The following is a 19,296-nucleotide window of genomic DNA, read 5'->3' as shown; positions in this document are numbered from 1 at the left end:
GCGTCGGTCAGTCGTTCGTCGTGCGCGAGTCGACGGCCGCGTCCGGGTCGCCCTCGCGGGAGCCGCCTCCGGCTCGCGGGGCGGATGCGAAGAGGTTGAGGCCGAGGACGCGGGAGAGGTAGGCGAGGGCACGCTGGCCGCGCACGCTGTTGCCCGCATCGTCGAGAGGGGGCGAATACACGCCGATGCCGGCCTTCCCGGGCACGACCGCGAGGATGCCGCCCGAGACGCCCGATTTCCCGGGGATCCCGATCTCGAACAGCCACTCGCCCGACCGCTCGTACAGTCCGCTCGTCGCCATCACGGCGAGCGTCGCGGTGCAGGCTTCGGGCGACACGACGTGTTGGTCGGTCACGGGGTTCACGCCGCCGTCGGCGAGGGTCGCGCCCATCACGGCCAGGTCGCGCGCGGTGACGCGCAGCGAGCACTGCTTCGTGTACACGTCCACGATCTCGAGCGGGTCCACGTCGAGTCGCCCGTAGCTCTCGAGGAGGCGGGCGATCGCCATGTTGCGCTGGTTGTGCTCGGTCTCCGAGCGGTACACGTCCTCGTCGAGCTCGAGCCGTCGGCCCGCGAAACGGGAGAGCGCGTCGTGCAGGATCTCCCAGCGCTCGTCCGCATTTCCTCCGGGGAGGAGTGCGGTCGTGGCGATCGCTCCCGCGTTCACCATCGGGTTCATCGTGTGGCCGCCGTTGAGCTCGATCGCCATGACGGAGTCGAACGACTGACCGGTGCTGTTCACGCCGATGCGCTCCGCGATGACGTCGTGCCCGACGGCGTCGCTTGCGAGGGCGTAGGTGAGGACCTTCGACACGGACTGGATGGAGAACTCGGCCTCGACGTCGCCCGCCGCGTGCACCTGGCCGTCCGTCTCGACGACGCACACCCCGAAGAGGCCGGGGTCCGCCTCCGCGAGAGCGGGGATGTAGTCGGCGACGGTGCCGCCGGTGGCCGAGGACTCGCGCCGGTGAGCGTCCTGCACCGCCTCCTCCACGCGATCCCAGGCGGGGAGGACGCCCGTGAAGACGCGCTGCTCGACCCCCTCGACGTCGATGTCCATCAGTGGCCGGCGTCGGGGTCGACTGCGCGGATGGTCGGCGTGCGGCCCGGTGTCGTCATCTCCTCAGTATGACCGCCGGTCTGTGGAGAGAGGCATATCGCATACGTCGGCGCCACGGCGCGTGCACGGCCGTCGTGACCTGGCAGGATCCCGGTATGACCACATACGACGAGCGCCTCAGTGCCGAGCTGCCGCGTCTTCAGTCCCTGTTCGGCGAGATCTACGGAAACGGGTCGCGCGCCACCGCCGAGTTCGACGGGCTCCTCCACGACCTCGAGCGTTCGTGGGGTGAGCGCTCCGCCGCCATGCGGCGCCTCGACGAGCGTCACGAGGCCGACCCGGACTGGTTCTCGTCCAATCAGATGCTCGGAGGGGTCTGCTACGTCGACCTCTACGCGGGAAGGCTCGATGGCGTGCGCTCGCGCATCCCCTACTTCCGCGAGCTCGGCCTCACCTATCTGCACCTCATGCCGTTGTTCCTCGCTCCGGAGGAGAACTCGGACGGCGGCTACGCGGTGTCGAGCTACCGCGACGTGAACCCGGCGCTCGGCACCATGGCCGACTTCGAGGCGCTCGCCGCGGAACTCCGCGAGAACGGCATCTCCCTCGTCGTCGACTTCGTGTTCAACCACACCTCGAACGAGCACGAATGGGCGCGGAAGGCTCTCGCGAAAGACCCCGTGTACGAGGACTTCTACCTGATCTTCCCCGATCGGACCATGCCCGACCGGTACGAGCTCACCACGAGGGAGATCTTCCCGGACGATCACCCGGGCTCTTTCGTCCCGCTGCCCGACGGGCGCTGGGTGTGGGCCACGTTCTACCACTTCCAGTGGGACCTCAACTACGCCAATCCCGCGGTCTTCCGCGCGATGGCGAACGAGCTCCTGCAGCTCGCGAACCGCGGCGTCAACATCCTGCGCATGGACGCGGTCGCCTTCATCTGGAAGCAGCTCGGCACCACGAGCGAGAACCTCCCGCAGGCGCACCTCCTCCTCCAGGCCTTCAACGCGGTGTGCCGGATCGCGGCTCCATCGCTGCTCTTCAAGTCCGAGGCGATCGTCCACCCCGACGACGTCGCCGTGTACATCCGCCCGGACGAGTGCCAGCTGAGCTACAACCCGCTGCAGATGGCGCTCATCTGGAACTCGCTCGCCACACGGGAGGTGAATCTGCTGTCGCAGGCGCTCGAGGAGAGGCACAACCTGCCGGAGCACACCGCGTGGGTCAACTACGTGCGCAGCCACGACGACATCGGGTGGACCTTCTCCGACGACGACGCCCGCGTGTTCGGCATCGACGGGTTCGAGCACCGACGTTTCCTCAACGCGTTCTACGTGAATCGCTTCGAGGGCAGCTTCGCGCGTGGAGTCCCGTTCCAGGACAACCCGCGCACGGGCGACTGCCGCATCTCGGGCACCACGGCGTCGCTCGCGGGTCTCGAGGCGGGAGATCCCCTCGCGATCGACCGGATCGTCCTCGCCCATTCGATCGTCCTCAGCACGGGCGGAGTGCCGTTGATCTACCTCGGTGACGAGGTGGGGCAGCTCAACGACTACGCGTCGCTCGACGTGCCCGGGCATCAGGGCGACAGCCGCTGGGTGGGTCGGCCGGACTATCCGGCCGAGCGCTACGCGGAACGCACGGATCCGTCCACCGACGCCGGCCGACTGTCGGAGCGGTTCCAGCACCTCATCGACGTGCGCAAGCGCACGGCGGAGTTCGCCGGCGGGCGGCTGGAGATCTTCCACACGCACGAGCCGCACGTTCTCGGCTATCAGCGAGCCGGAGTGCTCATTCTCGCGAACTTCTCCGAGGGCGAGCGGCGCCTCGACGCCGAACGCTTTGGCGCCTGGGGCTCGACGGCGACCGACCTCGTGTCGGGCCGCTCGTTCGACCTGTCGGAGGGCATCGTCCTCGCCCCCTACGAGTTCGTCTGGCTGCGAGCCACCGCGTCGGCCTGACGGCAAGACCCGGACGGTGCGGTCGGAGTCGCGATGATGGGGTCCGGCGTCGGACTGTGCCGTCGGCCGATCCCTACGGCTGCGTCTTCAGGTGCTCCACGAGCGAGGCGAGCACCGGCAGCTGGCCCGCGTGGATCTTGTCCGCCGCTGTGAGGAGGTCGAACCAGCGCGCCTCGTCGATCTCGGGGAACTCCACGAAGCGGCCGGATCCACGGGGGATCTCGATCTCCACGGTGTTGCTCCGGACGGCGAGGTCGCCGAGGTCGTGCTCCACCGCGAAGACCGTGACGGTCTTGGCGGACGACTGCCGGAACGCGCCGAGATCGACATAGTCGCCGTCAGGTGCAGGGATACCCGTCTCCTCCGCGAACTCGCGTCGGGCTGCGGCGAGAGGCTCCTCGTCGTCGCCGTACTCGCCCTTCACGACGCCCCACGCCCGCTCGTCCTTCTTCGCCCAGAACGGTCCGCCCGGGTGGGCGAGCCACACCTCGACGCTCTCGTCTGTGTGTCGATAGGGGAGGATTCCGGCGCTGCGCTTCACCCTGTCATTCTGCCTCGACTGCCGGAGCCCGGGTCCGGGGTCGGGCGGGGAGAAGGCGGGTGTGCCCGCCGCGAGGGGAACGCGGCGGGCACGTGCCGGCTGGGGTACCGGCAGTCTGCGGACCACGGAGGAGGACACGCGCCAGACGAGAGCGCACGAGGCCACGACGGCCACGACCACGGTGAACACCGTGTTCCCGTGAGAGGCGTCGAGGTTCATCCCATCCTGTCGGTCGAGGGCGAGTATCCGTGTGGATACCTCCGACGATACAAACCGCCAGGGAGAAAAGACAGTCGGCTAAACAGGGGACCAGGTGGATCGACTCGGTTGGGAGCGTCGCCGTGTATCCCCGAGTCGACGCGTATCGACGGTGCAAGCGCGTCGACACTGTCGACATGCGTCACCCCGATGGAGTGGATCGGGCACCCAAAAAGCCGGGTGGACGCATCCGGTGGGTCGCGGTGCGGCGATACCCACCGGATGCGTCCACCCGGGGATCATGGTCGCGCTCGGAGGCGCGGGGGCGTCCTACTTCGCGAGGAAGGTGAGGAGCGCCTCGTTGACCTCGTCGGCGTGCGTCCACAGCATGCCGTGGGGTGCGCCCTCGATCTCGACGTAGTCCGCGCTCGGAACCAGCTTCGAGAAGACGCGGCCGGTCGAGTCGATCGGGAGGATGTTGTCCGCCGTTCCGTGAACGATGAGCGCCGGCACGTCGATCTTCTTCACGTCCTCGCGGAAGTCCGTGAGCCACGTGGGCTGGGCGGCCGTGGCGGCGAAGGGGGCCGAGCCGATCGCGGTGATCCAGCTCGCGTGCGAGGCCTCCGTGCTGAGGCGCGACGGGATGTTCTCGTCCTCGTTGTAGAAGTTCTTGAAGAACTCGGTGAAGAACGCGTAGCGGTCCTTCGTCGCGCCCTCGAGCAGTCCGTCGAAGACCTCCTGCGGCACGCCCGTGGGGTTGTCGTCGGTCTGGAGGAGGAACGGCTCGAGGGATCCGAGGAACGCGGCCTTCGCGATGCGCTCGGAGCCGTAGGTTCCGAGGTAGCGGCCGAGCTCGCCCGTGCCCATCGAGAAGCCGACGAGCACGACGTCGTTCAGGTCGAGTGTCGTGAGGACCGTGTTCAGATCGGCGGCGAACGTGTCGTAGTCGTAGCCGGTCGTGACCTTGCTGGAGTTGCCGAAGCCGCGGCGGTCGTACGTGATCACGCGGTAGCCGGCGGCGAGGAGTGCGGCGGTCTGCTTCTCCCACGATGCGCCATCGAGGGGGTATCCGTGGATGAGGACGACGGCCTGGCCGGTGCCGTGGTCTTCGTAGTACAGCTCGATGTCGGTGCTGTTCTCGGTTCCGACGGTGATGTAACCCATGGTGTGGTTCCCTTCGAGTGATCTGGTGGATCGTTTCGGCTGAACTGATCCGTCATCGGAGAACGATCGTTCTCCGATGGCTCCCACTCTAGAGAACGTTCGTTCTCTCCGTCAAGTACACTGGGTGACATGACCGTGACCCTCTCGAGAACATCTCCGTCCGACGCCGGCGAGCGCATCGTCGCCGCCGCGGACGCGCTCTACTACGCGCGCGGGTTCCAGGCCGTCGGAATGGACGAGGTGCGCACGGCCGCCGGGGTCTCGCTCAAGCGGCTGTACCAGGAGTTCGCGTCGAAGGAAGCGCTCGTCCTCGCGGTGCTGCGGTCCCGGCACGCGCTCTGGGACGCGGGCGTCGAGGCCGCGGTCGAGGCGGCGGACTCGCCGCGCGACAAGGTGCTCGCGATCTACGACTACCTGTCGTCGTGGTTCGCGGACGACTCCTTCCGCGGCTGCGGATTCATCAACGCGTTCGGCGAATTGGGCACCGTGTTCCCCGCCGTGGCCGAATTCGCACGCGAGCACAAGGATTCGTTCCAGCGCTACGTCGCCGGCCTCGTCGCAGCGGCCGGCGCGCCCGCTGTCCTCGCGCCGCAGCTCGCCATCCTCGCGGAGGGGGCGCAGACGACGGCCGCGATCTCCGGGAACGCCGACGCGGCGCGCCACGCCCGTGCGGCGGCCGAGACCCTCATCGACGCCTCGCTCGCGCGCTGATCCACTCGCCGCCCGCTCCGTCGTCAGCGCGAGCCGTCAGCGCGAGTCGTCGGTGTGCGTCGTCAGTGCGAGCGCAGGGTGATGATCGTGTCGAGGAGGGCGTGAGCGACCGTGTCCTTGGAGCCGGACGCCTCCGCGACCACGTCGCCGTCGCGCCCGATCACGATCGTGGAGTTGGCGTCTGCGCCGAAGCCGGCCGTCCAGCCCACCGCATTGAGCACGAGCAGATCGGCGCCCTTGCGTGCCATCTTCGCGCGCCCGAGGTCGAGCAGGGCGTCACGATCGGGCGCCGTCTCCGCCGCGAATCCCACGACGGTCCGGCCGGGGACGGCCGCCGCGGCGAGGCCCGCGAGTACGTCGGGCGTGCGCTCGAGGACGAGCGTGAGCGCATCGCCCGTGTCGTCCTTCTTGATCTTCGACTCGGAGATCGACGCGGGCCGGTAGTCGGCCACCGCCGCCGCCATGACGACGACGTCGGCCGCGGCACTGTGCCGCTCCGTGGCGTCCGCCAGCTCGGCGGCGGTTCCTACCGGCACCACCTCCACCCCCGACAGGGCGCCGGCCGCAGCGGCCACATCGGTGTCGAGGTGCGCCGCGACGATCGTGACACGGGCCCCGCGCAGCGCCGCCGCTCGCGCGATCGCCACCCCCTGCTTCCCGCTCGACCTGTTGCCGAGGAAGCGCACGGGATCGAGGGGCTCGCGCGTGCCTCCCGCGGAGACGACCACGTGGAGGCCCTCGAGATCGAGATCCACGGGATCGGCCACCGCATCGAGCGCGAGCCGCACGATGTCGGCGGGTTCGCTCATGCGTCCCGGTCCGTCGTCCGGTCCGGTGAGGCGCCCGCTCTCCGGGCCCACCACGATCACTCCGCGCGAGCGCAGCGTCTCGACGTTGGCCACCGTCGCCGCGTTCTGCCACATGCCGGTGTGCATCGCGGGCGCGACGACGAGCGGGGCAGTGCTCGCGAGCACGGTGGTTCCGAGGAGATCATCGGACTGGCCCGTCGCGAGCTTCGCGAGAGTGTTCGCGGTGGCCGGTGCGATGACGATGAGGTCGGCCGACTGCCCGAGCGCCACGTGGCGCACGGTGTCCACGCCCTCGTAGAGGGACGTCGTGACGGGGTTGCCGCTGATGGCCTCGAGCGTGGGCAGCCCGACGAACCGGAGCGCGCTCTCGGTGGGGATCACGTGGACGTCGTGCCCCGCGGTCACGAGCAGCCGGATCGCGCCGACCGCCTTGTATGCGGCGATCCCTCCGGTGATGCCGAACACGATGGTCAAGCGCTCTGTCACGAGTGGCCTTCCTGGGGAGATGGGCGGCGGCCCCCTCTCGGAGATCGCTCGTCTAGTCTGACCTAGTTACGTCCATCACCGCCGTGGAGGCCCGCCGTGTGTACCGTCGTCGTCGGTTTCGAGCCGGGATCCGCGTGGCCGGTGACCCTGCTGGGTCTGCGTGATGAGCAGCCCGGTCGGCCGTGGGACCCGGTGGGCGCATGGTGGCCGGAGCTCGGCCCGTCCGTGCGCGGACTACACGACCGTGAGGCCGGTGGCGCATGGCTCGCGAGCGACGACGCCTCCGCTCGCGCCGCCGTCGTGCTCAATCGTCGGGAGCAGTTCGACGAACCGGCCGAGGGCTGGACGTCGCGCGGTGTGATTCCGCTCGCCGCGGTCACGAGCGGACTCGATGCGGAGGTCGTCGTGCGCACGCGCACGTTCAACCTCGTGGAACTCGCGGCCGACCGCGTCCGGTTCACGAGCTGGGACGGGGACGCGCTCCGCTCCGTCGACCTCCGGCCCGGCGTGCACATGATCACGCACGAAGGCCCGGACACCGTGGCGGTGCCGCGCGTCTCGCGGTGGGCTCCGCGCTTCGTGGCCGCGGGGCGGCCGACCGGAGAGCCGGGCGGAGCCGACTGGGATCCCTGGCTCGACGTGCTGCGCGAGAGCGCGACCCTCGCGCCCGATCACGACGACGCGATCGTGCGGGAGGACGAGCACGACGGCATCGTGCTCGCGTCCCTGTCCCTCACGGCCCTCGCGCTGCGCCCCGATCGGGCTGTCGCCCTCCGCACGGCCCGCCTGCCCGAGCCGGGCCACCTCCCCGCCACGCTCGACTGGCTCCCTTAACACTGCGACGTGCGGACATTCGTCGCCCCGAAACCGATTCGGGTGACGAACGTCCGCACGTCGCGGAGCGGGGGAAGCGGGGGAAGCGCTAGCGGGGGGAGCGGATGACGCGGGTCTCGCCGGCGGGTACGGTGACCGTGCCGCTGACGGGTGCGTCGGTCAGGAGCTCGTGGCCGTCGATCTCCACCGACGCCGCTTCCGCGCCGTGGTTGAGGAGGAAGACGAAGCGCTCGTCCTCGCTCTCGCGCACTCCCACCTCGAGGCCGGGCGTTCCGAGCCCGGGAACGGCGGTCGGCTGCGCGATCAGCTGGTCGACGAGCGCCGCGATCGCGTCGCCCTCGAGACCCGCCGACACGTAGACGGCACGGCCGCCGCTCGGGAACGTGCGCAGCGTGACGGCCGGTGAGCCGTCGAGGTGGCCGCCGCGGTAGCGCGCGATCGTCTCGGCCGACTCGGTGTGCACGTGTTCCGTCCACTCGGTCCCGCCCCAGCCGTTGTCGAGCTCGAACGTCTCGCCGTCCTGCAACGGGTAGAACTCCTCGCTCCACGCGCCGAGCACCTCGCGGAACGCGCCGGGGTACCCGCCGAGGCGAACCTGATCGTTCTCGTCGACGATGCCGGAGAAGGCGGTCACGATGAGCGTCCCGCCTGCTTCGACGAACTCAGCCGCGCGTCGGGCCGTGTCGTCGGAGACGAGGAACAACTGCGGTACCACGAGCGTGTCGTAGCCGGAGAAGTCCTGCCACGGCGACAGCACGTCGATGCCGTCACCGCGCTGCCAGAACGCCTTGTGCCATGCGCGCACCGCCTGCCCGTACGGAAGGAAGTTGTTCGGCTTCACACCGCGGCGCATGGCCCAGCCGGCCTCGTCGTCGAACAGGATTCCGACCGTGGAGGGGCGCACCCGTGAGCCCTGCACGGGCGCGAGCTTCTGCAGGTACGAACCCAGGGTCGTCACCTCGCGGAACACCTTCGTGTCCGCTCCGGCGTGGGGGACCATCGCGGAGTGGAACTGCTCAGCTCCCGCGCGGGAGGCCCGCCACTGGAAGAACATGACGCCGTCGGCGCCGTGCGCCACGTGGCTGAGCGCATTGCGGATGAGCTCTCCCGGGTTCTTCGCACGGTTGCGCGGCTGCCAGCTGACGGCGCTCGTGGAGTGCTCCATGAGCAGCCACGGCCGCCGGTCCGTCGTCATCGCCCGCATCCGGTCGCCGGAGAGCGCGACGTCCTGCTCGGGGAGCGGGTCGGACGACCGCGTGTAGTGGTCGTTCGCGAGGACGTCCATGTGCGGAGCCCATCGCGGGTAGTCCACCGCGTCGGACTCGGCGCCCACCATGAAGTTCGTGGTGATCGGGAGTTCCGGCGTGATCTCCTGCAGGAGTGCCCGCTCGGCGAGGTAGTGGTCGAGCAGCTCGTCCGACGAGAAGCGGTCGTAGTCGAGCATGAGCGACGGGTTCTTCGCATCGTTGCCGCGCGGCGGGAAGATCTCCTCGAACGACGTGAACCGGTGGCCCCAGAAGGCCGTGCCCCATGCGGCGTTGACGGCGTCGATCGTGCCGTACTTCCTCTGCGCCCAGCGGCGGAACGACACGGCTGAGGCGTCGCAGTAGCAGTGACCGTTGCCTCCGCCGAGCTCGTTGCTCACGTGCCACATCACGACGTGCTCCCGCGAGCCGTACCGTTCGGCGACGGCCCGTACGATGCGGAGCGCGTGCACGCGGAAGTCCGGGTTGCTCGGGCACCAGCCGAGGCGGGCGCCCGGCCAGTGCCGCGTCATGTCCTCGTCGATCGGCGGGAACTCGGGGTGCGCGGCGAGCAGCCAGCTCGGCGGCGCCGCCGTGGGCGTCGCGAGGTCGATGCTGATGCCGTTCTCGCCGAGGAGGTCGACGATCTCGTCGAACCACTCCCAGTCGTACACGCCCTCGGCCGTCTCGAGCAGACCCCAGGAGAAGATCCCGAGCGAGACCATGTTGACGCCGGCGCGGCGCATCAGCTCGACGTCTTCACGCCAGACGCTCCGGTCCCACTGCTCGGGGTTGTAGTCACCCCCGTAGCTCAGTCCATCGGTCGGCCATGCGAGGTCGGTGTGCGAACGGGTCATCCTTTGACTCCTCCGGAGATCAGGTCGAGACGCCAGAAGCGCTGCAGGAACAGCACCAGGGCGATGAGGGGAATGATCGCGACGGCGGCGCCGGTGATCGCGAGTGAGTAGAGGGCCGGGGATCCTGAGCCTTTCTCCAGGAGCGAGTTGAGGCCGACGGTGAGCGGGAACGTCGCCGAGTCGGCGAGCATGATGTACGGCAGCAGGAAGTTGTTCCAGATGCCGACGAACTGCAGCAGGAACACGGTGACCATGCCGGGCACCATGAGCGGCAGGACGATGCTGCGGAAGATGCGCCATTCGCTCGCCCCGTCGATCCGCGCGGCCTCGAGGGCCTCCTGCGCGATCGTCCCCTCGGCGAACACCTTGCAGAGGTAGATGCCGAACGGGCTGATGATGCTCGGGAGCAGCACGGACCACTGCGTTCCGGCGAGCCCCATGTCGGACATGAGGAGGTACTGCGGAACCGCGAGCGTGATGCCCGGGATGAGCAGCCCGGCGAGCAGGGCGCCGAAGAAGATGCGCCCGCCGGGGAAGTCGAACTTCGCGAGGGCGTATCCCGCCGCGGCGGAGACGAGGGTGGACAGCAGCCCGCCGACGCCGGCGTAGAGCAGGGAGTTGAGCGCCCACAGCCCGTACGCGCCGTTCTCGTGCGCGAAGAGCGCGACGAGGTTGTCGACGAGTCCGGTGCCCGGGGCGAACGTGAACGAGTTGAAGAGCTCGCCCGTGCCCTTCGTCGCGGCCACGAAGACCCACGCGACGGGGATGAGGCAGTAGATCGCGCCGATGAGCAGCAGGATCGTGGGGAGGAGCCGCTTCCGCTCGGCGGGCAGGCGGCGTCTCCGGATGGAAGAGCTGAGCGCGGTCATGCCATTCCCCTTCTGCTGATGCGACGGACGACGGCGAGGACGGCGAGCGACACGAGCGCCGTGCCGATCGCGAGGATCATCGACGACGCCGCGGCCGACGGCAAGTTGTCGAGGAGGAACGCGTCGCGATAGATGGACATGAGCGGCGCCCACGTGGTGGAGATGTTGTTCGTGAGCGGCTTCAGCATGGCGGGCTCGCCGTACAGCTGGAGCGCCCCGAGCAGCGCGAAGATCGCGGTGAGGATGAGAGCGGGCCCGACGAGCGGGACCTTGATCCGGAGGGCGATCTGCGTCTCGCTCGCCCCGTCGATGCGCGCGGCCTCGACGAGTTCGTTCGGGATGCTGCGGAGGGCCGTGTAGATGACGAGCATGTTGAACCCGATGCCGCCCCAGATCGTGATGTTCGCGATCGAGCCGTAGAGGTTCTGGGCGTCGAAGAACGGAATGGTCCCGAGTCCGAGCGAGCGGGTCACATACGAGAACGGGCTCGTGCTGGGCAGGTACATGAAGCCCCACATGAGAGCCGCGACCACGCCCGGCACGGCGTACGGGATGAAGATCGCCGTGCGTCCGAAGCGTGTGAAGCGGGTGGCCTGCGAGTCGAGCAGGAGGGCGAAGAGGAGGGCGAGGCCCAGAGTCAGAGGAACAGCGATGATGCCGTAGATCGACAGGCGTCCGAGACCCGCGAGGAGGCTCGCGTCGGCGAGCACCTCCGCGTAGTTCTCGAACCCCACGAAGATCGTCTGCTTCGTCGAGAGGATCCCGCCGCCGACCTGGCGCTGGGCGAAGAAGCTCATCCCCAGTGCGTAGCCGAGCGGGATCACCGTGAACAGCACGTACAGGATCATCGCCGGGGCGCTGAAGAGGTACGGGGCGACCCGCGACCGGAGCGCTGAGCGGCGCCCCGGTCGCTTCGGGCGGTGCTTGTCGATCGGAGCGGGGACCGCTGGGGCCCCGACCGAGTCGGTCGTGACGAGTGTGGCGTCTGTCATGGTGTTCCTCCGGTCAGGGCCTCGCCCCCGGAATCAGTTGCCTTCCTTCACGTTGAAGCCCTGCTTCTTCATGTCCTCGACCACGGCCTTCTGCGTCGCCGTGAGGGCGTCAGCCCACGAGGTGCCGTTCGCGACGGCGGCGTTCATGGCGTCCGTGAAGGCGGCGGCGGCCACGTCGGTGTTCGGGCCCCACGTGACGGGCTTCGTGTTCTTCGAGATCTCGGCGACGACCTCGTAGTAGTCGGTCTGCTGCGGCATGAGCGTGGGCGGCTCCTGCTCGGTGGCGATCTCCTGGGCGGAGAGTGCGGCCGGGTAGGCGTTCTGAACGTTGAGGACCATCTCGGATCCCTCTTCGCTCGCGTTCAGCCACTTGGCGAACTCGGCGGCCTCCTCGGGGTGCTCGCTCGTGGACGTGACGATGACGGACGACCCGCCCTGGAAGGAGACGGTGGGGTCGTCGGCCTCCCAGCGGGGGAGCGGCGCGAGGGCCCACTTGCCGGCGGTGTCGGGGGCGACGCCCTCGATCACGCCCGGTGCCCACACGGCGGACGGCCAGGAGAGCATCGTGCCGTCGTTGAGTTCCTTGTTGTACTCGGGCGTGAGGATCGGGTCGGCCGCGATGAGGCCGTCGTCGTACATGCCCTGGAAGAAGTCCATGACCTCGCGCGACTTCTCGCCGTCGATGTTGACGGTCCAGGTGTCGCCGCTCACGGACCACCAGTCCTCGCCGGCCTGCGCGGCGACGGGGGCGTACCAGCCCCAACCGTCGGTGCTGAGCGATGCGAGCGTGAGGTCGGGGTTCTGAGCCTTGATCGTCTCGGCCGCCGTGCGGAAGTCGTCCCACGTGAGCGGGGCCTCGACGCCGTACTCGGCGAAGACGTCCTCGCGGTAGACGAGGGCCATGGGGCCGATGTCCTGCGGCACGCCGTAGGTGTGGCCGTCGAACGTGGTCTGGGCCCACGTTCCCTCGGCGAACTTGTCCTCGACGTCGGAGACGTACTCGGTGATGTCGAGGGGCACGCCCGCGACGACGAGGCGGGGGAGTGCGGTGTACTCGACGGCGGCGACGTCGGGGGCGTTGCCGGCGCGGACCGAGGTGACGAGCTTCGCGGAGGAGGTCTCTCCGCCGCCCGCGTCGGTGTACTTGACCTGGATGTCGGGGTGCGCCGCGTTGAACGCGTCGACCTCCTCCTGGGACCCGGGGGCCCACGACCAGAATTCGAGGGTGACCGGTTCGCCGGAGTCGGCGCCTCCGGTCGACGCGCAACCGCTCACGGCGATTGTCGAGAGGCCTACCGCGAGGGCGATCGCGGTAAAACGTGAAGTGCGCAAGACGTCTCCTTTGACTGAGTGCTGGGTGCAGGCTGGGCCGCATCCGTGCGGCCGCCCTCAGCATCTCCGACGTCCGCGGAGTTTGTCAAGTGACGGAACAAATCCCGTTTCGGGTCGGGATCAGAAGAACTCGGAGCTGAGCACGCGGTAGAGCGCGAGGGCGGCGGCGGCGCGAGCCCACTCGACGAAGTCGTAATCCGGCATCGCCACCTCGACCTCCTCGTCGCTCAGGTGCACGCGTCGGAGCGCCGTTGTGAACGCCTCGATCCGGCCCCCGAGCACCGTGTGGCTCTCGCCCGTGAGCACGAGTTTGTGTGGATCGAGGAGGTTCGCCACGTGTCCGGCGGCCGTGCCGAGACCGGTCGCGGCGCGCTCCAGAACGGCCGTCGCGAGCGGGTCTCCCTCTGCCGCGAGGGCCGCGATCTCGGCGAGGCTCGAGGCCTCCGGAACGGCCTGCTGGATGGCTCGTGTCGACGTGACGCTCCACAGGCACCCGCGGTGTCCGAGCGGGCATTCCGGTCCGTCGTCGAGCACGGGCACGTGGTCGAAGCGCCCGGCGGCCCGGCGCGCTCCGCGGAGGATCTGCAGGTGTGTGACGACACCGAAGCCGATCTCCTCGCCGATCGAGATGAGCACGAGGCTGTCCTGGCCTTCGCCGAGCTGCGGCCACTGCTCGAACGCCGTGAGGGCCACGACGTCGTCGTCCACCCACAACGGGATGCCCCACTCGGCCTCGAAGCGGTCGAGAAGGGCGTCGTCCACCGCCCGGATGCGTGCGGCGGCCGAATCGAGTCCCACGCGCGCGAGCGGGCCGCACACCGCCACGCCGGCCACGCGGAACGACTCCGTCGCCGACCTCAGGAAGCGCGAGGCCACGTCGACGAGCTCGTCGGGGGTCTCCGTCGAGAGCGTCGCGCTGTCCTCCCACACGACGCGCCCGTCGAGGTCTACGAGCGCCGCGATCACCTCCATGCCGTGGAGGTGCAGCCCGAGGAACTGGTATGCCGTGGTGACGGCGTGGAGCATCTCGGCTGGCCTGCCCGTGCTGGAGCGCTGCTCGCGCTTCCCCTCCACGATCAGGCCGGCCTCCTCGAGGTCGCGCGTGATCGCCGTGAGGCGTGTGCGGGACACGCCGAGGCGGCGCGCGATCTCGGTGCGCGGCAGACCGCGACGCCAGAGGACCTGGTTGAAGGCGGCCTGTGTCGTGGGGTGGAGCTCCGGCCAGCGGTGGACTCCGCTCGACCCGTCGGTGGGCGCGCCCTCGTTCATCGCGGCAACATTAGCAGAGCGCGCACGGCCCGTCGGGGCGGTCGCGCGCCGCCTCGCCGGGCCGGGCGGCCGGCCGGAGATCACCCCGCCTCGATCGCCGCGATCGCGGCGACGACGGGGGTGCCCCTGCTCTCCTCGATGGTCACCACGAGGCGGTCGGTCTCGATCGGCCGATCGAGGCGGATGACGCGCCTGTAACCGACGGAGAGGGCCTCGCCGACGAGCTGTGCGCGACCGTCGACGGAGGCGTGGACGGTGACCCGTTCGATGCGCTGCCCGAGCCGGATGTCCTCGCTCAGGACAACGGCTTCGACCGCTCGTGGCGCGTCGAACGCGACCGTGACGGCAGGCAGGGGGTCGATCGTCTCGGGCTGCCAGCTCGCGTCCGGCGACGGCCCGAAACCTGTCGGCGGAGCGGATGCATCGGGGGCCGTGGACGACGGGGTGAGGGTCGAGGGGATCACCCGGGCGCGGAAGCCCGCGATCAGCCGGCCGAGACGCTCGAGCTCGCGCACGTCGGGCTCGGCGACGAGGCCGTGCGCGTTCGGCGGCACGTTGAGGAGGAAGGTCGCGTTGCCGCCGACCGAGCCGCACCAGATGTCGAAGAGCTCCTCGGCGGTTCGGACGGCGTCGTCCTCGGCCGGGTGGTGGAACCAGCCGGGCCGGTTCGACGTGTTCACCTCGGCCGGGTACCAGACGAGATCGTCGAGGTGCCCGGCGAGGGCCTCGCGGCTGCCGAGGTCGTCGTCGTTGCTGCGGACGAGGCGGGAGAACTCGCCGTCGTCGACCTGCTGCGACTTGTCGGCGATGCGCTCGATGTCGCGCAGCGATCCCGGCACGACGCTCCACTCGTTCGTACGTGTGTGGCCGGCCTCGTTGCCGCACCAGCGCACGTCGGGTCCGCAGACGCTGATGACCGCGTCGGGCTGCAGGCGGCGGATCGCCTCGTAGTAGCGGTCCCAGTCGTAGGTCTGCACGCGGCCGTCCGGTCCCTCGCCGTTCGCGCCGTCGAACCACACCGAGAAGACGCGGCCGTAGCGCGTGAGCAGCTCGGTGAGCTGGGCGACGAAGACGTCGTCGTAGGCGGTGCCGGAGCCGTACGTCGGGTCCGTCCGGTCCCACGGCGAGAGGTACACGCCGAACTCGAGCCCGTGACGGCGGGCGGACTCGGCCACGTCGGCGACGAGGTCGCCCTGCCCTCCGCGCCACGGCGAGGCCGCGACGGAGTGCTCGGTCGTCTCGGTCGGCCAGAGACAGAACCCGTCGTGGTGCTTCGCGGTGAGGATGACGCCACGCATGCCCGCACTCGCGATCGCGCGCATCCACTGGTCGACGTCGAGCGCGTCCGGGTCGAAGAGCGCGGGATCCTCGTGGCCGAGCCCCCACTCCCTGTCGGTCATCGTGTTCATGCCGAAGTGGATGAAGGAGTAGAACTCGAGGGATTGCCACGCGAGCTGTCGCTCGTGCGGCCTCACCGCCGTGAGGATCTCGATGTCGCTCGTCGACGCGGGGACCGGTGCGGTCATGGGCACTCCTTCGTGTTTGTGTCGTCGGTTGACAAACCTTGACGAGCCTAGTGAATCCCGCACGCCGTGTCACGGAGTTTCGACGGATTTCGATCCCGTCGCCGGCGCGACGACCGGCCGGACCGCGTCGGGTAGCGTCGGAGCGTGAGCTACACCGTCCGCACCGCCTCCGTCGCCGACATCGATCCCGTCACGCTCTACCGGATCCTGCAGGTGCGCATCGACGTCTTCATCGTCGAGCAGTCCGCCGCCTACGCCGACATCGACGGCCGCGATGTGGAGCCCGGGGCCGAGCTCATGTGGGCGGAGGAGGACGGCCGCGTGCTCGCGACCCTGCGCATCCTCGATGAGCCGCAGGCCGGAGCGAGCCGCATCGGTCGCGTCGCCACGGCCGCGTCGGCACGAGGTCGGGGCATCGCGGGCGATCTCATGCGCCGGGCCGTGGAGCGCTGCCTCGAACGCCGGCCGTCGTCACCGATCCTGCTCGATGCGCAGTCCCACCTCGCGGACTGGTACGGCCGCTTCGGCTTCGTCGTGGAGGGCGAGGCGTTCACCGAGGACGCGATCCCGCACCGCCGGATGCGACGACCCGCCGCCTGAGCGGGCTGAGCGATCCTCAGGAAGACCTTGTCCTGTGGCGGGTGGCGCCGTTAGCGTTCGGCCATGGCGGAGCGGATCGACAACCCATGGTGGAGCGAGGGCTGGCGGCTCGTGCGCGAGCGGTTACCCGAGGTCGTCACGCCGCGGCGGCGACGTGTGCTCGCCGTCATCGTGGTCGCGAGCGTGCTGCTCGGAACCGGCGGCGTCCTCCTCCTGCTCCGTGACATCGACGGTGTGAGTGGTCCACAGGGATGGGGGATCCGCGTCCTGTTCGCGCTCCTCGTCGTGGACCTCTCGCTCGGTGTCTGCTTCCTGGTGTGGGGCCATCTCGACAGGGAGCCCGATTATCGGGCCGGGCGGGTGTCTGTCGGCCTCGAGGAGGCGTTCGACCTTCGGAAGCCCGTTCCCGCGTTGTCCCCCGAGCTCCGGGAGGAGGCGACGATTCACATCCGCCGAACGCAGCGCGCTCTCCCCGTCACCATCGTCGGGCACGGGCTCGTCAACCTCTACCTTCCGATCGCACTGGCGATCATGGTGGTGAGCGGCTTGTGGGTCTCGAGCGCCTGGATCTTCTTGGGAGTGTTCCTCCTGAACATTCCGCAGCCGATCTGGTTCCTCAAATGGCTCGGCAGCACGCCCGCGCAGCTCCGCCGGATCGAGTCGGCGCCCGAGCCGCCTCTGTACCGCGGCCCGAAGGCGTGGGGCATCGAGGCGCCTCGCAAGGCCACCGAGGGGGACGCGAGCGCGGGTTAGTGTCGGGACATGAGCGCATGGACCGAACACGTCATCTGGTGGCACGTCTATCCGCTGGGATTCGTCGGAGCGGACACGACGGGAGCTGATCGCACGCCCACGCACGAGCTGCGGCGCATCGAATCGTGGCTCGACTACGTGGTCGAGACGGGGGCGAACGGGCTCGCGCTCGGACCGGTGTTCGCGTCGTCGACGCACGGCTACGACACGATCGACTACTTCCGCGTCGACGAGCGGCTGGGCGACGAAGGCGACCTCGTGTCGCTGTTCGACGCGGCGCACGCGAAGGGCGTCCGGGTGATCCTCGACGGCGTCTTCAACCACGTGGGGCGGGAGTTCGAGGACCCCTCGCTCGTGCGGGCGGACGGGGTATTCGAGGGGCACGACGCTCTCGTGGAGCTCGACCACGACGACCCGGCGGTCGCCGACCTCGTGGCGCGCGTCATGATCCACTGGCTCGATCGCGGCGCGGACGGCTGGCGCCTCGACGCCGCCTACGCGGTGCCGCCGGCGTTCTGGGCGAGTGTGCTGCCGCGGGTCCGTGAGGCGCACCCCGACGCGTACATCGTGGGTGAGGTGCTGCACGGCGACTACGCCGCGATCGTGTCCGAGTCCGGCATCGACGCGGTGACGCAGTACGAGCTGTGGCAGGCGAGCTGGCACTCCATCGCGGACGCCAACTTCTTCGAGCTCGACTGGACGCTCACCCGCCACAACGAGTTCCTCGACACGTTCGTGCCGTACACGTTCGCCGGCAATCACGACGTGTCGCGGCTCGCGACGCGCATCCCCGACGAACGGCATCGCGCGCACGCGCTCGTGCTGCTGTTCCTCCTCGGCGGGACGCCGTCCGTCTACGCGGGGGACGAGCGCGGCTTCGAGGCCGTGAAGGAGGAGCGGGTCGGCGGCGACGACGCGATCCGTCCCGAGTTCCCGTCGGATCCTTCGGAGCTGCGAGGCGGCGAGGATGTCCTCGCGCTGCACCAGCAACTCATCGGCGTGCGGCGCCGACATGCGTGGCTGCACCGGGCCCGGAGTCGTACCCTCGCGCTCACGAACACGACGCTCGTGCTGGAGGTTTCTGCAGGGGACGAGCGCCTCACCGTGGCCCTCAACATCTCGGACGAGCCGCTCCACCTCGACGCGGTCGACGGCGCATCCGCCTCGCAGCTCGTGGCCGGCTCGCTCGACGGACGCGCCGTTCCGCCGCACGCCTGGGCCGTCCTGGCCTGAGGCGGATCAGTGGCCTGAGACGGATCAGCGGGCGGCTGCCGCCTTCGCGGCGCGGCGACGGTCGCGTTCCGCGTCGGCGGCCGCAGCTTCCTCTGGGGTCGGCGCGGTACCACCGAGGTGGCGCGGCTGCCACCACTGACCCGTACCGTCCTGGCCGTAGTCGGCCTGCAGTTCGTCCGTGAGCGCCTGGAGTCGCGCCTTGAGCTCTGCCGTCTTCTCCGCCACCGAGTCGTCCGGCGAGACCGGGATCGGGGTGTCGAACGCGTAGTCGACCTCCACGCCGATGCGGTCCCGCAGCCGGATCTTGCGGTTCTTGGTGAGCAATCGCTGCCCGCCCCAGACGGCGACGGGGATCACCGGGACGCCCGCCTCCGCCGCGAGGCGCACCGCACCCGACTTGAGGTCACGTACCGTGAACGACGCGCTCACGCCGGCCTCCGGGAAGACGCCGATGATCTCGCCGCGACGCAGCGCCGCGACGGCCGCAGCGTAGGCGGAGGCCCCGGCGGACATGTCCACCTCGATGTGCTTCATCCCGCGCAGAAGCCAACCCACGACGGGCTTGTCGAACGCCCGCTTCGTGGCCATGAAGCGCACCCGGCGGCGCGTGTGCAGCCAGGTCTGCCACTCGACGAGCGCGAACTCCAGGTACCCGAAGTGGGTCATCGCGAACACGGCTCCGCCCTCGCGCGGGATGTGCTCGAGACCGGTGGCGCGACGCTTCAGACGCCAGGCGCCGAAGAGGGCGCGGCCGAGTGCGACGGCGGTGGAGTAGATGGGCTCGGACGGGCGACGGGGCATGGCATAAGCGTAGGCCGCGTCTCCGCGTAACGCCTGGGGAATCCACGGGCTTG

17 protein-coding genes are annotated in these 19,296 nt (G+C 69.6%); 6 read left to right on the top strand and 11 right to left on the bottom strand.

Translation table 11 applies throughout. The features are described from left to right. Positions 1–7: 7 nt before the first annotated feature. The gene (gene glsA / locus CLV49_RS05200; protein WP_208019868.1) at positions 8–1,060 is read right to left on the bottom strand and encodes a glutaminase A; all 1,053 of its coding nucleotides are present in this window, start codon (positions 1,058–1,060) and stop codon (positions 8–10) included. A gap of 68 nt (positions 1,061–1,128) precedes the next feature. Between glsA and CLV49_RS05195 the strand changes: the two genes are divergently transcribed. Next, positions 1,129–3,024: an alpha-amylase family glycosyl hydrolase gene (locus CLV49_RS05195; protein WP_208019867.1), complete on the top strand. Its 1,896-nt coding sequence runs from the start codon at positions 1,129–1,131 to the stop codon at positions 3,022–3,024. Positions 3,025–3,097: 73 nt separating this feature from the next. On the opposite strand, the gene CLV49_RS05190 is transcribed toward CLV49_RS05195, so the two are convergent. Together CLV49_RS05190 and CLV49_RS05185 are read right to left on the bottom strand one after the other, a co-directional pair. Continuing rightward, a complete protein-coding gene (locus CLV49_RS05190) occupies positions 3,098–3,784 on the bottom strand; it encodes an NUDIX hydrolase (protein WP_106562578.1) in 687 nt (228 codons plus the stop codon). Positions 3,785–4,093: 309 nt separating this feature from the next. Continuing rightward, positions 4,094–4,927, bottom strand: a complete 834-nt coding sequence (locus CLV49_RS05185) for an alpha/beta fold hydrolase (RefSeq protein WP_106562577.1) — start codon at positions 4,925–4,927, stop codon at positions 4,094–4,096. Between the two features lie 129 nt (positions 4,928–5,056). Between CLV49_RS05185 and CLV49_RS05180 the strand changes: the two genes are divergently transcribed. Further along, positions 5,057–5,638 (top strand): TetR/AcrR family transcriptional regulator, encoded by a 582-nt coding sequence (locus CLV49_RS05180; protein WP_106562576.1) that lies wholly within the window; start codon positions 5,057–5,059, stop codon positions 5,636–5,638. 62 nt (positions 5,639–5,700) lie between these two features. Here the strand turns inward: CLV49_RS05180 and coaBC are convergent, their stop codons facing one another. Next, a complete protein-coding gene (gene coaBC / locus CLV49_RS05175; RefSeq protein WP_106564901.1) occupies positions 5,701–6,921 on the bottom strand; it encodes a bifunctional phosphopantothenoylcysteine decarboxylase/phosphopantothenate--cysteine ligase CoaBC in 1,221 nt (406 codons plus the stop codon). Positions 6,922–7,029: 108 nt separating this feature from the next. On the opposite strand from coaBC, the gene CLV49_RS05170 reads away from it, so the two are divergent. Further along, a complete protein-coding gene (locus CLV49_RS05170; protein ID WP_106562575.1) occupies positions 7,030–7,767 on the top strand; it encodes an NRDE family protein in 738 nt (245 codons plus the stop codon). A gap of 88 nt (positions 7,768–7,855) precedes the next feature. Here CLV49_RS05170 and CLV49_RS05165 read toward each other — a convergent pair whose 3' ends face one another. The 6 genes from CLV49_RS05165 to CLV49_RS05140 form a co-directional block, all read right to left on the bottom strand. Continuing rightward, a complete protein-coding gene (locus tag CLV49_RS05165; RefSeq protein ID WP_106562574.1) occupies positions 7,856–9,868 on the bottom strand; it encodes a beta-galactosidase in 2,013 nt (670 codons plus the stop codon). Further along, positions 9,865–10,737: a carbohydrate ABC transporter permease gene (locus CLV49_RS05160; RefSeq protein WP_106562573.1), complete on the bottom strand. Its 873-nt coding sequence runs from the start codon at positions 10,735–10,737 to the stop codon at positions 9,865–9,867. Before CLV49_RS05160 ends, CLV49_RS05165 begins: the two co-directional genes overlap by 4 nt. Then, positions 10,734–11,729, bottom strand: a complete 996-nt coding sequence (locus CLV49_RS05155) for a carbohydrate ABC transporter permease (RefSeq protein WP_106562572.1) — start codon at positions 11,727–11,729, stop codon at positions 10,734–10,736. Before CLV49_RS05155 ends, CLV49_RS05160 begins: the two co-directional genes overlap by 4 nt. A gap of 33 nt (positions 11,730–11,762) precedes the next feature. After that, positions 11,763–13,061 carry an ABC transporter substrate-binding protein gene (locus CLV49_RS05150; RefSeq protein ID WP_243696734.1) on the bottom strand — a complete coding sequence of 433 codons (1,299 nt, stop codon included), beginning with the start codon at positions 13,059–13,061 and terminating at the stop codon, positions 11,763–11,765. Between the two features lie 120 nt (positions 13,062–13,181). Then, positions 13,182–14,330, bottom strand: coding sequence for an ROK family transcriptional regulator (locus CLV49_RS05145; protein ID WP_106562571.1), 1,149 nt, complete (start codon positions 14,328–14,330; stop codon positions 13,182–13,184). Positions 14,331–14,410: 80 nt separating this feature from the next. After that, a complete protein-coding gene (locus tag CLV49_RS05140) occupies positions 14,411–15,856 on the bottom strand; it encodes an alpha-L-fucosidase (RefSeq protein ID WP_106562570.1) in 1,446 nt (481 codons plus the stop codon). A gap of 144 nt (positions 15,857–16,000) precedes the next feature. Here CLV49_RS05140 and CLV49_RS05135 point away from each other — a divergent pair, with 144 nt between their 5' ends. The 3 genes from CLV49_RS05135 to CLV49_RS05125 all read left to right on the top strand — a co-directional run bounded on the left by CLV49_RS05135 (position 16,001) and on the right by CLV49_RS05125 (position 18,442). Continuing rightward, complete coding sequence (locus tag CLV49_RS05135; protein WP_106562569.1) at positions 16,001–16,456, top strand: GNAT family N-acetyltransferase; 456 nt, start codon at positions 16,001–16,003, stop codon at positions 16,454–16,456. Between the two features lie 63 nt (positions 16,457–16,519). After that, on the top strand, positions 16,520–17,209 hold the full coding sequence (locus CLV49_RS05130; RefSeq protein ID WP_106562568.1) for a hypothetical protein: 690 nt from the start codon (positions 16,520–16,522) through the stop codon (positions 17,207–17,209). Between the two features lie 9 nt (positions 17,210–17,218). Beyond that, the gene (locus tag CLV49_RS05125) at positions 17,219–18,442 is read left to right on the top strand and encodes an alpha-amylase family glycosyl hydrolase (RefSeq protein WP_106562567.1); all 1,224 of its coding nucleotides are present in this window, start codon (positions 17,219–17,221) and stop codon (positions 18,440–18,442) included. A 24-nt stretch (positions 18,443–18,466) separates the two neighbouring features. Here CLV49_RS05125 and CLV49_RS05120 read toward each other — a convergent pair whose 3' ends face one another. Further along, the gene (locus tag CLV49_RS05120) at positions 18,467–19,243 is read right to left on the bottom strand and encodes a lysophospholipid acyltransferase family protein (protein ID WP_106562566.1); all 777 of its coding nucleotides are present in this window, start codon (positions 19,241–19,243) and stop codon (positions 18,467–18,469) included. Positions 19,244–19,296: the final 53 nt, after the last annotated feature.

The sequence above is a fragment of the Labedella gwakjiensis genome (assembly GCF_003014675.1).
Taxonomy (GTDB): domain Bacteria; phylum Actinomycetota; class Actinomycetes; order Actinomycetales; family Microbacteriaceae; genus Labedella; species Labedella gwakjiensis.
This window is presented reverse-complemented; position numbering and strand designations above follow the sequence as displayed.

Bases quoted from the DNA above. Each gene is read 5' to 3' on its own strand.
- CLV49_RS05185 (WP_106562577.1), bottom strand. From the start codon at position 4,927: ATGGGTTACATCACCGTCGGAACCGAGAACAGCACCGACATCGAGCTG.
- CLV49_RS05160 (WP_106562573.1), bottom strand. From the start codon at position 10,737: ATGACCGCGCTCAGCTCTTCCATCCGGAGACGCCGCCTGCCCGCCGAG.
- glsA (WP_208019868.1), bottom strand. From the start codon at position 1,060: ATGGACATCGACGTCGAGGGGGTCGAGCAGCGCGTCTTCACGGGCGTC.
- CLV49_RS05145 (WP_106562571.1), bottom strand. From the start codon at position 14,330: ATGAACGAGGGCGCGCCCACCGACGGGTCGAGCGGAGTCCACCGCTGG.
- CLV49_RS05190 (WP_106562578.1), bottom strand. From the start codon at position 3,784: ATGAACCTCGACGCCTCTCACGGGAACACGGTGTTCACCGTGGTCGTG.
- CLV49_RS05125 (WP_106562567.1), top strand. From the start codon at position 17,219: ATGAGCGCATGGACCGAACACGTCATCTGGTGGCACGTCTATCCGCTG.
- CLV49_RS05130 (WP_106562568.1), top strand. From the start codon at position 16,520: ATGGCGGAGCGGATCGACAACCCATGGTGGAGCGAGGGCTGGCGGCTC.
- CLV49_RS05180 (WP_106562576.1), top strand. From the start codon at position 5,057: ATGACCGTGACCCTCTCGAGAACATCTCCGTCCGACGCCGGCGAGCGC.
- CLV49_RS05155 (WP_106562572.1), bottom strand. From the start codon at position 11,729: ATGACAGACGCCACACTCGTCACGACCGACTCGGTCGGGGCCCCAGCG.
- CLV49_RS05195 (WP_208019867.1), top strand. From the start codon at position 1,129: ATGACCGCCGGTCTGTGGAGAGAGGCATATCGCATACGTCGGCGCCAC.
- CLV49_RS05140 (WP_106562570.1), bottom strand. From the start codon at position 15,856: ATGACCGCACCGGTCCCCGCGTCGACGAGCGACATCGAGATCCTCACG.
- CLV49_RS05165 (WP_106562574.1), bottom strand. From the start codon at position 9,868: ATGACCCGTTCGCACACCGACCTCGCATGGCCGACCGATGGACTGAGC.
- CLV49_RS05120 (WP_106562566.1), bottom strand. From the start codon at position 19,243: ATGCCCCGTCGCCCGTCCGAGCCCATCTACTCCACCGCCGTCGCACTC.